Annotated in this window: 14 protein-coding genes; 5 read left to right on the top strand and 9 right to left on the bottom strand. The window is 60.7% G+C overall.

Translation table 11 applies throughout. The features are described 5' to 3' along the window. Positions 1–93: 93 nt before the first annotated feature. Positions 94–690, top strand: coding sequence for a TetR/AcrR family transcriptional regulator (locus tag J2Z17_RS04375; RefSeq protein ID WP_342454366.1), 597 nt, complete (start codon positions 94–96; stop codon positions 688–690). Positions 691–1,940: 1,250 nt separating this feature from the next. On the opposite strand, the gene J2Z17_RS04370 is transcribed toward J2Z17_RS04375, so the two are convergent. Further along, entirely contained in the window at positions 1,941–2,837 is an 897-nt protein-coding gene (locus J2Z17_RS04370; protein ID WP_209942564.1) for a methylated-DNA--[protein]-cysteine S-methyltransferase, read from the bottom strand. Between the two features lie 104 nt (positions 2,838–2,941). Further along, on the bottom strand, positions 2,942–3,439 hold the full coding sequence (locus tag J2Z17_RS04365) for a DUF2244 domain-containing protein (protein ID WP_209942561.1): 498 nt from the start codon (positions 3,437–3,439) through the stop codon (positions 2,942–2,944). A gap of 23 nt (positions 3,440–3,462) precedes the next feature. Between J2Z17_RS04365 and nth the strand changes: the two genes are divergently transcribed. Then, positions 3,463–4,269: an endonuclease III gene (gene nth / locus J2Z17_RS04360; RefSeq protein ID WP_209942559.1), complete on the top strand. Its 807-nt coding sequence runs from the start codon at positions 3,463–3,465 to the stop codon at positions 4,267–4,269. Here nth and J2Z17_RS04355 read toward each other — a convergent pair. Beyond that, positions 4,250–4,996: a sulfate transporter family protein gene (locus J2Z17_RS04355; RefSeq protein ID WP_209942557.1), complete on the bottom strand. Its 747-nt coding sequence runs from the start codon at positions 4,994–4,996 to the stop codon at positions 4,250–4,252. The two genes, nth and J2Z17_RS04355, sit on opposite strands and share 20 nt — an antisense overlap. 746 nt (positions 4,997–5,742) lie before the next feature. Between J2Z17_RS04355 and J2Z17_RS04350 the strand changes: the two genes are divergently transcribed. Together J2Z17_RS04350 and J2Z17_RS04345 are read left to right on the top strand one after the other, a co-directional pair. Continuing rightward, complete coding sequence (locus tag J2Z17_RS04350; RefSeq protein ID WP_209942555.1) at positions 5,743–6,606, top strand: hypothetical protein; 864 nt, start codon at positions 5,743–5,745, stop codon at positions 6,604–6,606. Positions 6,607–6,721: 115 nt separating this feature from the next. Then, on the top strand, positions 6,722–7,165 hold the full coding sequence (locus J2Z17_RS04345; protein ID WP_209942552.1) for a hypothetical protein: 444 nt from the start codon (positions 6,722–6,724) through the stop codon (positions 7,163–7,165). 65 nt (positions 7,166–7,230) lie between these two features. Here J2Z17_RS04345 and J2Z17_RS04340 read toward each other — a convergent pair whose 3' ends face one another. The 6 genes from J2Z17_RS04340 to J2Z17_RS04315 form a co-directional block, all read right to left on the bottom strand. Continuing rightward, entirely contained in the window at positions 7,231–7,503 is a 273-nt protein-coding gene (locus J2Z17_RS04340; RefSeq protein ID WP_209942550.1) for a curli assembly protein CsgF, read from the bottom strand. A gap of 21 nt (positions 7,504–7,524) precedes the next feature. Further along, entirely contained in the window at positions 7,525–8,136 is a 612-nt protein-coding gene (locus J2Z17_RS04335; protein ID WP_209942548.1) for a hypothetical protein, read from the bottom strand. Positions 8,137–8,155: 19 nt separating this feature from the next. After that, positions 8,156–8,572 carry a curli-like amyloid fiber formation chaperone CsgH gene (csgH, locus tag J2Z17_RS04330; protein WP_209942546.1) on the bottom strand — a complete coding sequence of 139 codons (417 nt, stop codon included), beginning with the start codon at positions 8,570–8,572 and terminating at the stop codon, positions 8,156–8,158. A gap of 57 nt (positions 8,573–8,629) precedes the next feature. Next, entirely contained in the window at positions 8,630–11,686 is a 3,057-nt protein-coding gene (locus J2Z17_RS04325) for a beta strand repeat-containing protein (RefSeq protein ID WP_209942544.1), read from the bottom strand. 192 nt (positions 11,687–11,878) lie between these two features. Beyond that, positions 11,879–12,595 (bottom strand): CsgG/HfaB family protein, encoded by a 717-nt coding sequence (locus J2Z17_RS04320; RefSeq protein WP_342454365.1) that lies wholly within the window; start codon positions 12,593–12,595, stop codon positions 11,879–11,881. Between the two features lie 395 nt (positions 12,596–12,990). Next, the gene (locus J2Z17_RS04315) at positions 12,991–13,341 is read right to left on the bottom strand and encodes a hypothetical protein (RefSeq protein ID WP_209942540.1); all 351 of its coding nucleotides are present in this window, start codon (positions 13,339–13,341) and stop codon (positions 12,991–12,993) included. Between the two features lie 127 nt (positions 13,342–13,468). Here J2Z17_RS04315 and J2Z17_RS04310 point away from each other — a divergent pair, with 127 nt between their 5' ends. Further along, on the top strand, positions 13,469–14,167 hold the full coding sequence (locus J2Z17_RS04310; protein WP_209942538.1) for an invasion associated locus B family protein: 699 nt from the start codon (positions 13,469–13,471) through the stop codon (positions 14,165–14,167). Positions 14,168–14,265 lie beyond the last annotated feature (98 nt).

Raw genomic sequence — 14,265 nt, 5'->3', positions numbered from 1 at the left:
CTCATGAACAAAGACGATCCAGCCGCTGATCCCAGCCTCAAGGCACGTGCGGGCGCCGCCGGCGATCCCGCGCGCCCTCGTGGAAGGCCGAAGGTGGTGCCTGACCATGCCCAGCGGGACCTGATCGCCGAAACGGCATGGTCGCTGTTTCTCGAAAGCGGCTATGGCGGTACGGCGATGAGCGATGTGGCGGCCAAGGCCCATGTCTCGCTGCGCACCATTTATCGGCTGTTTCCCGGCAAGCCCGAACTGTTCGCGGCGGTGGTCGCAATCCATCGGCGCAGCATGCTGGCGCTGCCCGGCGACTATGACGCCCTGCCGGTTGCCGATGCTCTCGCCCGGATCTTCCAGACCGATCTCGCGCCGGAGGCGGAGCGGCAGCGCGACGCGCTGATGACGATGTTCATCGTCGAGTGCCGGCAATTTCCGGAACTCATGCCGATCCTGCACAAGGAAGGTCCGGAGTCCTCGCGCCGTCTTCTGGCCGACTGGCTTGAACGCCAGAGAAATCTCGGGCGGATCGGCTTCGAAGACGCGGACTTGGTGGCCGGCATGCTGATGGATGTGGTCTTCGGTGCGGTGGCGCTCAAGACATCGGACTTTCCCGCATGGCCGGGGGGACGCGACAGGTGGTCCTATCTGCGCTCCTGCTTCAGGATCATCGTCGAAGGTCTGACCACGCGCGCTTGAACATTGGTTTCGACGTTCACGTCGCACCACGCACTGACGTTCACCGCGAAGGCGCAGCGTCGGCGCGCGTCCGCCATCCCGGCGGGACAGAGCGTGCATTCCGGGCAAAAAAAAGGGCCGTCGGCAAAACCGCGGCCCATAAAGTGTGAAGGTCATGGACCTCCAGAGGGGAACAGCTGCTGCGCGGAACTGGGAGGCACCGCATATGCATCAGCTGTGCGCAACATGACGCTTTTTTGATCATTTGGAAAACATTATTTGTGCAGTGCAGCCATGCAGCCACCGCGCTGCTCGCAACCGCACAACAGACACGGTGGTCTCCGATCACCAGCCGGCGCTGAAAACATCTCTCAAAAGCTTCGCTCGTCGGCCCCGCCAGCGCCAAGACAGACGACGTTCGTCCTTGATGGCGACGCCCAGAAAAGCACGCGCCAGCCTCCCCAAGGCCGACCGCACGGCCTTGAGAGGCCCTTAGCGCTCGGCGCGTCCCGCCCGTCGATCCGAGGCCACGCCGATGACCGGCTTCCGTAAATCGCCCTGCTTGCCGTTTGCAGGTCATCGCGACAGGCCGGACATGCGCGAGCGCGGCGCGGCAAAGAGAGGGGTGGCATGCGAGCCAAATGAGAGGTGATGAAAAAAATCTTCCGCCGAAACGGTTCGACATGCGCGAACGGCCGGCGGACCGCCCGAAAACGAAAAAGCCTGCCGCGGGAGGAGGTGCGGCAGGCTTTCTCAAAAGAATCGAACAGCAGATCGGGAGGAGGAGGAGCTGCTGTTCCTGCAGACGCCTTTGGGAGGAGGAGGAGAGGCGTCCGCAACACGAAGCATCTGCGGGAGGAGGTGCATAGCTTCGATAGACACCGTTATAAACGGATCCGCCGGCATTGAAATCTATAATGTTGCAGTGCAGCTATGCGCCAATCGCACGACTGCGCCACAGCGATGCCCATGCCAAAGGCAAATCCGCCCGGCCGCGCCTTTATCCGGTGCCCAGAGATACCGATCCGGGAAGAGATTAGGTCCGGGCGTATCCGAGCCATTCCCAAGCCGCTGGCCCGACCGCGACGTATGGCAGACTTTTCCGCGATGCTCTCTCTGATCGCGTCGGCGCCTGAAGCCAGGGACATCGCCACATTATCTCCGGCGATATCGCAAGCCTTCGAGCAGCAGGCGGAACGCGGCACTGCGCAGCCTGCAGCCTTGAGGCCGCCCAGCGAGAGAGCGGCACACCGTTGGCACCGGCCTGCCGGTCACCCCTCCCCCTGCTCCCAGCCGAGGATTGCCCGCTTGCGGGTCAGCCCCCAGTGATAACCAGTCAGCGCGCCGGATTTGCCGACGGCCCGGTGGCAGGGCACGACGAAGGAGATCGGGTTGGCGCCGATCGCCGCCCCAACGGCCCGATTGGCCTTGGGCTTGCCGATATCATTGGCAACGTCGGAATAGGTGACGGCGCGACCAAAGGGGATTTTCAGCAGGCTCTGCCAGACGCTTACCTGAAAATCGGTGCCGATCAGCACGACATTGAGCGGCCGGTCGCGGGACCATTCGGCCCGGTTGAAGATCCGTCCCACATAAGGCCGCGTCGCTTCGCGATCCTCGATATATTCGGCATTGGGCCAGCGTCGGCGCATGTCCTCGAAACAGGCCGCCTCGCCGCCCTGATCGGCAAAGGCAAGGCCTGCCAGTCCGCGATCGGTCGCCATCACCAGCGCGAGACCGAAAGGCGAGGGATGGAAGGCATGGCGGATCGTCAGCCCCGCGCCCTTGGCCTTCCACTCGCCGGGGCTCATCGCCTCATGGGTCACGAAGAGGTCATGCAGGCGCCCAGGGCCCGAAAGCCCGACCTCGAAGGCCGTCTCCAGCAACGGCATGCCCTCGCGACCGAGAAGTCGCTTGGCATGATCGAGCGTGACCGCCTGCAGGAAGCCCTTGGGCGACAGGCCGGCCCAGCGGGTAAAGACCTTCTGCAACTGGGTCGGCGACTGGTCCAGTTCGGCGGCGATCGTCTCCAGCGATGGCTGATCGCGGTAGTCCAGCGTGATCAATTCGATCACCCGGCGCACGGTCTCGTAGTCGGAGCCCCGTGGTGTGACATTGACGGCGGCGTCCTGCGAAACGGCCTGGGCAAGTGTAAGAGGGGCGTTCATCTCGGCATCTCCTTCATGACGCGGAAGATGGCACCGCCAAGTCCCTGCCGCCACCCGTTTCTTGCACGCAGGCGCAGGCTGTGCCCCTGCCCCCGGGACGTTCGTCAGATCCGCTGCTTCACCGTCGCCAATGCGCCCTTGAACGCCCTTGCGAAGCTCTCGCGATCATCGGGATTGAGAAAGGCGCCGACCTCGGTTATCCGGCCCTGCGCGGCCACTGCCATCGACAGGATGCCGAATTCCTCGTGGCGGCGCACATGAAAGCGGGCCCAGAACGGATTGTAGCGGTGCTCGACCATCCGGCCGGAGGGCGCAAACTTGCGGATCGACAGATTGGTGCGCGACACCTCGACCTCTTCGCGCGCTTTGGCCGCCCGGTAGTTCATCCGGAAGGCGCCGTAAAGCAGCAGGAAATCGAGCCCGAAGAACAGGAATACCGGCCAGGCGCCTGTTGCCAGGAAGAACAGGCCGTAGCCGAGGCAGATCAGTCCCGACAGCGCCAGCATGACGCGAAAGCCGCGGCGCCCGAGAGACCGGTGCGGTACGAGTTCGGCCAGGAAGATCGGCCGTTCACCGCCATGTTCGAGATTGCTTTCCGTCATGATGCCCGACTATAGATTTTGACATGACCACGCCGAAGCCGAAATCCAGCACCCAAAATCCGCAAAAGTCAAATTCTGCCACAGCAACCGCCAAGGGGAGTGCGCGCCGCAAACCGACCGCGCGCAGCGTCTATTCGAAGGCGGAGATCGAGGAGATCTTCCGACGTTTCTCGATCCAGCGCCCGGAACCCAAGGGCGAGCTGGAGCACGTCAACCCGTTCACGCTGGTGGTCGCCGTGGCGCTCTCGGCCCAGGCAACCGATGCCGGCGTCAACAAGGCGACGCGGGCCCTGTTTGCGATCGCCGATACCCCGCAGAAAATGCTCGATCTCGGCGAAGACAAGGTTCGCGACCACATCAAGACCATCGGTCTCTACCGCAACAAGGCGAAGAACGTCATCGCCCTGTCGCGCATGCTGGTCGACGAGTTCGGCGGTGTCGTGCCGAACACCCGCGAGGAACTCGTCCGCCTGCCGGGCGTCGGGCGCAAGACCGCCAATGTCGTGATGTCCATGGCTTTCGGCATCGCCACCATTGCCGTCGATACTCATATCCTGCGGATCGCCAACCGCATCCGGCTTGCCCCCGGCAAGACGCCCGACGAGGTCGAGGCGAAGCTCGAGCGAATCATCCCGAAACACTATCTCTACCATGCCCATCACTGGCTGATCCTGCACGGGCGCTATACCTGCAAGGCGCGCCGGCCCGAATGCGAGCATTGCGTGATTGCCGATCTCTGCCGCTGTCCGGAAAAGACCGTCGACGTGGCGGCGCCGCTCGTCGAGCTGCCGGCCCAGGTCATCGGCCCTGTTACGGCCGCGCCGGCGTAAGTCGCGGATCGGCGCGTGCCTCCAGGAAAGGATCGCGGGCCGAAATCTTCTTGTGCAGATGCACCATCAGCGAGGCGGCAAACAGCGGCGTCAGCAGATTGAGGATCGGCACGGCCAGGAAGGCGGCGATCAGCAGCCCGGCAAGAAAGACCGTCGTCGAATGCTTGGCGCGGAACTGCCGCGCCTCGGCCGGTGACCTATAGCGCATGGCGGCGAATTCGAAGAATTCCCGACCGAGCAGGTAGCCATTGACCAGAAAGAAAGCGACGATGTTGATCCCCGGCACGAGCAGCATCATGAAGGCGAAGATATTGCCGATCACCACGATGCCGAAAAACTTGATCGACGACAGGATCGCTTCGCCCATCGGCATGGCCCGACCCATCGGCTGATCGGGATAGTCGCGGGCCTCGATCACCTCGGCAACATCGTCGAGAAACAGCCCGGCGATGATCGCGCTCACGGAGGACAATAGCAGCGCCAGCGCCAGTGCCAGGCCGATGCTTGCAAGGATACCGAAGACAAAGGTCAACCATCCCGCCCATTCCGGCAGGTCCGGAAAGAACCCCTGAAGCCAGGGAAGAGCAAAAGCGATAAACGTCTCGCGAAAAGCGATCCACAGCCCGACCAGGACCAGCGCCGTCAGCCCCAGGACCTTCCACAACACCTTGCGGGTTTCCGCAGCAGTCAGGTTTTTCAGAGCCAGGCTCGCAGCGTCGAAGATCATGGGCGCCTCTCGAATGAACAATCGGGTTCGCCGTTATGTGGGAAGGACAGGTGGCGAGGGCAAGATTGCGGGAACCAGACCAGAAGAAACCAGGATAGTGGTCGCCGCTTCTCAAGCCACAGGCAAATAAGCCGGGGCTCGCCAGCTTCCTGCTCGGCGACATGCCACACTTGAGCGAACGGCCCTTGGACAACATGGTTGGCCTTCCTTGCGGTCCAGAGGCAGGCGAGCCGAACTTCGAATAAGCGCCTGAGGAAGCAATGCCCATGGCATGCCGGAGAGACATATATCAGGCCAACCTGGTTTGTCAGTCCAGCGGCGCAGCCACCAAACCGAACTGAACTGAACCGCCGAGGCAGACCAAGCTTAGCGAGACTGGAACAATCATAGTTCGTTTTGCGACCCGTAATGGAAAGTCTTATGGGACTCTTGGTAAAATTGAACCGACAGTCAACGATACAAATCTGCAAGGCGGCACCGTCATCATTTTGATATATTGTCGCCTTGCACCTAGAAAGTGTTACAAAAAAAGCCACTCGCGCGACGAATAATGTAGTTGCCTCATATTTACTATCTCACTTATATCCATGAAATAAATTTCAAACATAGGGAGGCTATGTTGCTTGAGATTTTATTTCCCTGAATGCCGCGCCAGGTCGTTATCGAAAAACGTTTCGATCACTTCTCAAATTCGCTGAAAAGCATCAAACAATTCTCTTCTGAGTTTTCTACCGAATTGATCTACGATGAATATCGAGATTTCAGCGAAGATAGGTAAACGCATACCGTTGGTTGCCATACAGCAACAATCCGCTGCGCTGTTATCGGTCAATGAGCAAGATCCACGCTTTGCAGGTGTTTTTGCCACCCAGCACCGATGGCTGATGGGGCATGTCGGGTTATCGCTCTATTTCCAGCTTTGCAATCAGAACCGCCAGGATGAGTTCAATGCGGCAAACTTTCTCGAGGTCATACAGCAGCATCGCGTGACCAGCCGAAATACGGCGGCCGCATTTCTCGGCGAAATGCTGCAATACGGCATCCTCACCCAGAGACCGCACCGTCGCGACAAGCGCATCCGGGTGCTGGTACCCACGGCCTCGACGATCGAGGCTTTCCGGCTCTGGGTCGAGATCCATCTCGCGACCCTCGACAGGCTGGATGATGGTGGACGCTGCGCGCACAGCCGCGCGCATAACAGGCTGTCTCACTTTCAGCCCATGGTTGCGGAAGGCTTGCTACAGAGCGCGCTCATTCGCGAACCGGCCGCGCCGATCGCGCATTTCATGTCGATCAATAGCGGCTTTCTTATCATGGAGCGGCTCATCCTCTCGATCGATCGACACGACGAACGGCGCGCACGATATCACACCCGCCTGCGATCGATTCAGGAAGTGGTCACAGGCTTCCGGCTGTCGCGCTCCCACTCCGCCCGCAAGATCAGTGAGGGCGAAGCGTCCGGCATCCTGGGATGGGAAGGCGCCAAAGGACGTTCGACCATCTGGGTCTCGGCGGAATTCGTCGATGGCTTTATTGCCCAGCAGATGGAAAAGCTGGCCATTATCGACCGTGCCTTCGATCAGCAATGGCGCATTGCCGAGCAGAACTGACATTGTCCAGCACGGCCGCAGCAGGGTTTACAAGCAGTTAAATCATATATTCGCATTCTTCGCGCTTTTAAACATTTCGAATACCATCTTCAGTGACGTATATCTTAATCGCTGAATGGCATTGTTTCCCCACAACGGAACGGGGAGTACAACAATGTACAATAAAAATGCTGCTTACATCTCTTTTGCGGTCGGAATGTTCTTTGCTGCATCTGCCAGCGCCGGCCCCTCGGCAATGTCGCTTGCCTTTGTACCACAGGCATCGGGCACCGCTTCGGCCGCGATCAGCACTGCCGACATCTTTACACCATCGATGAAGGTCCTGGATGCCGCACGTCCGGCCGTCAACAGCAGTTCGCTGGTCGGCAATCTCTCGCTTGTCTATCAGAGCGGCGAGTTCAACACGGCGTCGATCGAGCAAACCGGCACAGGCAATGTCGGCTTCATCCAGCAGGTCGGCTACATGAATGCCGCCACCATCCAGCAGACGGGTGTCGGGCACCAGGCTTTCATCAGCCAGCAGGGCACGGGCAACGTGGCGATCATCCGCCAGCGTTGAGTGCATCTCTTCAGAGCTGCGAAGAAGGGGCTGTTAAACGGCCCCTTTTCCGTGAGCCGGCCGGATCAGCCGCCGGTGCTGGTGTCGACGTCCGGAAGGTCGGTGGGATCGGTCGCCGGCTGATCGACGCCGCCAAAGTCCGGGAAATCGATCGAGAAGCCGGAATCGCCGCTGGCACCCGCCCCCTGGGCGCTCGCCTGGGACAGCAGCCAGCTGCCGTTCAGCGGATCGCCGCCGAGCGACGGGTTGACAGGGCGGTAGACGAGTTCTGAGGCGAAGCTGCTGCCGGCAGCGGCAAAGAGAGCCGCGACGGCAAGCACGGTAATCATCAGTTTCATGGCGAAGATCCTCATTCAATTCTAGCGTTTGGGCAGGACATACATTCGGCCGGGCACCACGACGACAACCTTGTTGTCGAGGCCACGCAGCCCGGTCGGCATCATGTAGCTTCCACTTTGCGGCGTCTGGAACGCCAGCACGGTGGAATTGGTGGAGTCGCGCACATCGAGCGCGCCAGCCAGATTGTCGCCAACCTGTACATAGGCAACCTGGTTGTCGGAGCCGGACACGCCGACCAGCTGGAAATCATTATTGCCCTTGGCAGCCTGCACGACGGAATTGTTGCGCCCGCCTTGGGCAAGCAGCAGCGCCGAGCTGCTGCCCTCGATCGACTGGATCGCACGGTTGTTGTCGCCGGCCTGCTGTATCAGGGCGAGACTGCCATTGCCGGCGATATTGACCGCCGCGTTGTTGGCGCTTCCGAGCTGGATGATCGAAGTGGTCGACCCCTGGGCGCCTCCCAGAAAAGGCTGGATCGGCTGCATCAGCGCGCCGACGGCCGCCGCATCGGTCTGATAGTCCTGGACGAGCAGATCTTCAGCCTTGGCCGTCGTGGCGGCGGTCGTCGCTGCGGCAAGGGCGATGCCGACGGCCAGCCCATGCAGGGTACGGTATGTCTTGAATGCCGTCATGTTCGTCACTCCTGGTTTCTCAGATATCCGTGGCCTGCTTCCCGAGCGAAAGCTGATGCTCGAGAAGGCAAACCGTGGCGCCCTGTTCCGTCCAGACCTCAAGGGTCACACGAAGCCGGTCCGGGTGGTCGATGAACAGGTTGCTGGCTTTCAGCTCGCCTGCATCGATCCGGTTTTCCTGGCGCGTTTCCGCGACAGAGCCCGACGTCCACGTGATGACCATCAGGCGATAAGAGCCTTGCAGGTTGTCTGCCGCATCGAGAAAAGGCGAAAGGCGGGTGAGCGCCCCTTCGGCAATCTCGATGCCGCAGTCTTCAACCTGACTGCCCGATGGGATGCCGTAGATTCTTGTCGCATCCTGATCATCGGCCTCGGCCAGACCAGCATGGCCGGCTAGAGAGAAAGCGACAAGGAGCAACACGATCTGCGGCGCCATCGGATAGGCCCTTGTGTGGAAGGCGGGACGCGTGTTCAAGCGCCCCGCCCGTCCCTGTCACTTCTGAGCGACGAAGGCGACGTTGGCCCGGCCCTGCTGCACGACCAGAGAGTTCTGGCCGGCGCCGGACTGGCTGACGACCGCGTAGTTGCGGTCGGCATCGCTGGAGCCGGAGCCGTACTGGATGATCGCCGAGTTCGACGCGCTACCCGTCTGGCTGACCCAGGCGTTGGAGTAGGCGCCGGTCTGGACGACCGCCGAGCTGTTGCCGCTGCCGCCCTGGTCGATCAGCGCGATGCTGTGACTTGCGTGCTGCAGGATCGCCGAGGTGTTGCCTGACGAGTTGGACTGGTTGACCAGGGCCGCGTTGTAATCGCCGTCCTGGACGATCAGCGAAAGGTTGCCGAGGCTCGCCACCTGGGTGGTGCCGGCAAAGTTGCGGTCGCCGTTCTGGACTGTGGCGGCTGCCGAAGCGACCGCCAGCGTCTGGGTCGTTATCGCACCATTGTTGCTGCCGTTCTGCACGGTGCCGGCAAGGACACCGATCGTTCCGGTCTGGCTGTTGGACGAGAAGTTATGATCGCCGATCTGGACGGTTGCGGCGAGCGAGGCGGCAGCAACGGTCTGGAAGTTGAAGGCGGCATTCTCGTCGCCGACCTGAACAATGCCTGCTGCGGAGGCCACTGTCGGAATGGTGACTTCGCCGAGCGGGTTGGTCACGTCGGCGTCAAGAAGTGTGACGTCCGTTGAGCCTTGAGAGTAGGTGTAGGGGCTGTCAACAAAACGTCCGATCTTGATCCCAGCGCCACCTTCATACTTCGGCGCATAAACCGTTCCGGTCTGTGTCACGTGGACCACTTCCGGCACGATGAGCTGGCCGACCTGGCTGTTCACTGCGGCGTTGTCGTTACCGAACTGCGCGGCAACCGCAATGGAATCGACCGCCGGGGCAGAGCCCGTCCCGGACGCCAACCCTTCGTCGGCTATGAGGCCAGTCAGGAACGGACCAGTGGAGCCTGAGCCACCGATGAAGTATTTCGGCATCGAGATGTTGGTCGTCAGATTGTAGCCCGGCACCGCGCGGCTCACAGTCTGGCGCTCACCCTGCGTGTTGAGCGCGGTGTTGCCGGTGCCGACCTGCAAGATGGCGGCGGTAACGCCCGAGCTCTTCTCCTGCTGGATGTTGCCAGCCGTGTTGCCGGAACCGAACTGACCGATAAAGGCCGTGGTATCCATCACGCCGTTCTGCAGGTTGAAGGCATTGTTGCCGGTACCGCCCTGGACGATCAGACCAGTCAGGTCACTGCCGCTCTCCTGGGTGTTCAGCGCCATGTTGGCCGAGCCGAACTGGGCGATGCCGGCGTTCGAACCGATCACATCCGTCTGGGCGTTGGCAGCACCGTTGCCGGAGCCGATCTGCAGGATCCCGGCCGCGGTCGGGTCGACATCGACCTGGGTGTTGAGCGCGACGTTGCCGTTGCCGAACTGGGCGATCGCGGCGGTTGCATCAGAGCCCCCGGACTGAAGGTTGGCAGCGCCGTTGTCGGAGCCGAACTGGGCGATACCGGAAGCGTTTGCCACACCCTCCGCCTGAACGTTGAGCCCGGTGTTGCTGCTACCCAGCTGCAGAGCCGCTGCCGCATTGCCCTCACCGTTGGACTGCAGGTTGGTCGCCGTGTTGCCAACGCCGCCCTGGATGATGCGAGCCGTCTTGCGAAGCCCGCCCGTCTGGGCATTGGCGGCGATGTTGTCACTACCAAGCTGGAGGATGGCAGCGTCGCTTTCCGTCAGCCCTGCCTGTACGTTGGCAGCCTCGTTTCCGTCGCCCCCCTGAAGGATTGCAGCGGAGGCGTCACCGACGAGCGTCTGAGCGTTGGCTGCGCTGTTCTCCCTGCCGATCTGGCCGATAGCGGCCGAGGACTCGGCGACGAGACCCTGGACGTTGCCAGCGTTGTTCTTGTTGCCTGACTGAACGATCGCTGCCGACGAACCCTGGACAAGGGTCTGCGCATTGGCGGCATCATTGTTGTTGCCGGTCTGACCGATGACCGCCGAAGAACCGGCGACGAAGGTCTGCCCGTTGCCTGCTGTATTCTTGTTGCCGTCCTGAACCGTCGCCGTCGACGAACCGAAGACGAAAGCCTGCGCACTCGCCGCTTCGTTGTCGTTGCCGTCCTGGGCGATCGCCGCGGAAGAGTTCGCCACAAGGGTCTGCACGCTTGCGGCTTCGTTCTCGTTGCCTGTCTGGACCGTCGTTTCAGAAGCACCGGCTACGTTGGTCTGCGCGTTAATGGCATTGTTGTTCTTGCCATCCTGCAGGATGAGCGAGCTCGCATCGACGGAGGAAAGCTGGCCGCTGGCAGCGGTATTGCCCTTGCCGGTCTGGACGATGCCACTAGCGCTGTCCGCCACATTCGTCTGGCCGGTATAGGCGCCATTCCCGGTTCCGCTCTGAAGCGTGATGGCACGCGAGTCGGTGGCACCCGACTGCGCCGTGATCGCGCCATTTCCGGAGCCGACCTGCAGCGTGCCGGAAACCGCACCCTCGCTGGCCGTCTGGGTGCTGGCGGCGAAGTTGCCGGCTGCATTTTCGTCGGTGTTCAGCTGGACGATGCCCGTGTCGTTGGTGCCGCTGTCCTGAACGTTCTGCGCCAGGTTGTTGTAACCGCCCTGGAAGACGGCACCGCGGTTGGAGCCGGTCTGCAGAAAGCGGTTGACCACATTGTGCGTGCCGAACTGGCCGATGGCGCCGGTGTTGTTGCCGGACTGCAGGAAGTCGCCGCCGACGAAGTTTTCGGTGCCGAGCTGCTCTACGCCGAGAATGTTCGAGCCGCTCTGCGCATCGCCCGGTCCGCCATTGGCGATAGGCAGGAAGACGTTGCGCTGTCCGTACTGGTAGATGAAGCCGTCATTGCTGCCGTCCTGAGACAGGTAGGCGAAGTTGCTGCGGTCACGTTGACCGATATAGCCGGTGTTTGCTTCCTGCGCGACGGCGGTGCCGGCGATCGCCGACAGGGCGACCCCTGCTAGAAGCGTCATTTTTCTGCTCGGAAATGCCATGACTTTACCCTCCTTGGGACTGCACGCTCTACGGGTGCCAATCCTGAATTTCATTCTTAACGAATGCTTAAATGCCACCGCCGCTGTAGCCAAGCAAGACATCCTTATAGATTTATTAAGTAAAGGTTAATTGACAAACGCATATATACCCAAAAATGGGACTGTACTTTGAATATAAAATGCAGAAAGGCCGACATCATCGACGCCGACCCTGCATTTTTACATAATTTATCTATTCAAGCGACGTCAGAACCGAGGAACTTGCTTCCCACTATAGGATGTCTCGAAATCACTGACGAAACCCGACTCGCTCGATGGGTCTTTCAGATGCCACAGACCCTGCTTCACGCCCTGCACCGCCAGCGAATAGACCGCGAGCTCGATCCCTTCCCGCACGGCAAGCGAGGTCGGGTCGTTGCGCGACTGGCCGAGTTCGATCTCCAGCAGCGAATCGGAGTCGATGAACTTGTAGGCTCCCCCGCGAACCTGGACCGAATAGATCTGCTTGGTGGTGGTGGTCGAGGCCAGCACTTCGCCTGTCTGCACGCTGACGGCACGCAGATTGACGGTCACCACATCGGAGCGATACTGGACGTCGCCGCCGATGCCGAGATATTTGGCGCCAGCCCCGCCGGTTACTTCATTGGAGTCGTAGCCGATAATGCCGCCTTCCAGCAGCAATCCGGCAAAGCGCACAGGCGGCAGGCCACTCGCACGGCCGTAGGAGCGCTGGGTGTTCTCGATCAGGGTACGCTCCTGCACAAGATTCTTCAGCCCGCCACGCTCGACCACGCGGAACCACTGCCCGTTGCCGGTTCGCTTGAGCACGTCGATCAGGATGGCGCTACCGCCTTGCGTGACGGCGCGGCTGTATTCGGCAAAACTCTCGTTCGGCTTTGCCTGGCCCGTAAGGTCCGGAAAATCATAGACGGCGACATCGATAGGTATCTGCGGCGAGGGCATCTGGCGAACCTTGGCCGTTGTCTTTGTCGGCGCAGATAGCGTGGCCGCAGGCGTATCAAGTTGCTGCCCGCTTTGACAGCTCGCAAGAGCTGTACTAAGCGTCAGAAGTAACGCAATCTTCAAATTCATCTTGCCCCCGAGTCACACCACCGCCCAATATTCTTTCACAAGAAGAACAGGGTTTAGCTTCGCCTGGAGAGGCTTTCTCCATGCGGTGGCATACTTGAAATATGTAATTCCTGCCCGAACGATATTTCCCTATTATTTCCTACGGGCGAGAAACCACTAGCATCAAGTTTTAGGGAATGAGCAGTCTCATTTTTGGGGCGATCTGTAGTTTTGATATTTAAAGAGGCGGATTCCGGTCTATTGGTTAATTCTGACAGGTCTTGTGGCTATCTCGTCACAGTTCCGCGGCCGACCGTCGGCCAATCGGGCGATGTCGGACGCACTATCGCGGTCGAGCCGGTCCCGACGGAGGGGTAAATATGTGCAAGCGAAGGCTTACCGCTCGCGGGGAGCACGGCCGGACGCTCGGCCGTCGCCTGCGTTTTCGGCCGGATAACCTGCCGACGCGGAGCCATGGGCTTGGCGCCCGGCGGCACCTGCTGCAGGTAAGCCGGGTTGTAGGAGGCGGTCGGTGCTGCCTGGTTGACATAAGCCTGGGCGAAAGCCTCGAAAGGCAATGCCGTGAGGAGGAATGAAGTTATGGCGGCGGCCATCAGGTGTCGTGCAGGCTTTTTCATTCCATCATCCTCGCTCATGCAGGTAATGTGGAAGTAAACGAATTTTCAAATTTTATGCAATCAGGAAAATGCGCTACGCTATATAAAAATTGTGGTCGCGCGCTTCTAGCCAAATCGGGGAAATACAATGAACGATACGACAAAGGCTGCAGGTTTTGCAGCCCTTCTCTGCGCGACTATTCTTGTCCCAAACACCTGGGCGCTGGCGCAATCGACCGCCCCCCTGTTTTCAACACCGGCTTCGCGCTCGACCACCGGAGCGCCGATCTTGAGCGATCCGACCACCGACCAGAATGGCATTATTCCGTCTACCGGCGGTGGAACGCGGTCCGCTCCAAAGCCGGCCGAGACGGAGGCACCGGCCCAGGCGGCCAAGCCTGCCGATGACAAGGTGAAGGCAGCGACAGACAGTGCCTGGGAGATGTCCTGCGAGACCGTAGCGGGAAACCGGATGTGCCAGATCTCGGCCAGCACCATAACCGGCGACAAGAGCCAGGTTATTCTCGTGATGAGCCTCGCGCCGGCGGCAACCAAGGGAATCGCCATGCAGATGGCCGTGCCGCTCGGCATCGCCGTTCAGGACAAGGTAGAACTGACGATCGAGGACGCTTACCGGACAGATCTGAGCGTTGATCGCTGCACCCAGCAGGGCTGCCTGATCGAAGAGACGGTCGAGCCGGGAATGATCGCGGCCATGAAGGAAAAGGCAAAGGCCCAGGTGATCGTCACCACGCCCGAGGGCAACAAGGTGCCGATCGACTTGTCGCTGAGCGGTTTTTCCAAGGCGCTTGAAGCCATGGAAAAACAGGTGGGCGCCACCCAGTAACGACGAGGCCGCGGAGAAGCCCGCCCGGCCAATCCCGTTGGACCGTCTGTCGCGATCCTGCCTAGCCAATGTCAATGCCGGCTGCAGGGCTCGGCGAT

This window comes from Heterorhizobium halophytocola, from assembly GCF_017873095.1.
GTDB classification, from domain to species: domain Bacteria; phylum Pseudomonadota; class Alphaproteobacteria; order Rhizobiales; family Rhizobiaceae; genus Allorhizobium; species Allorhizobium halophytocola.
This window is presented reverse-complemented; position numbering and strand designations above follow the sequence as displayed.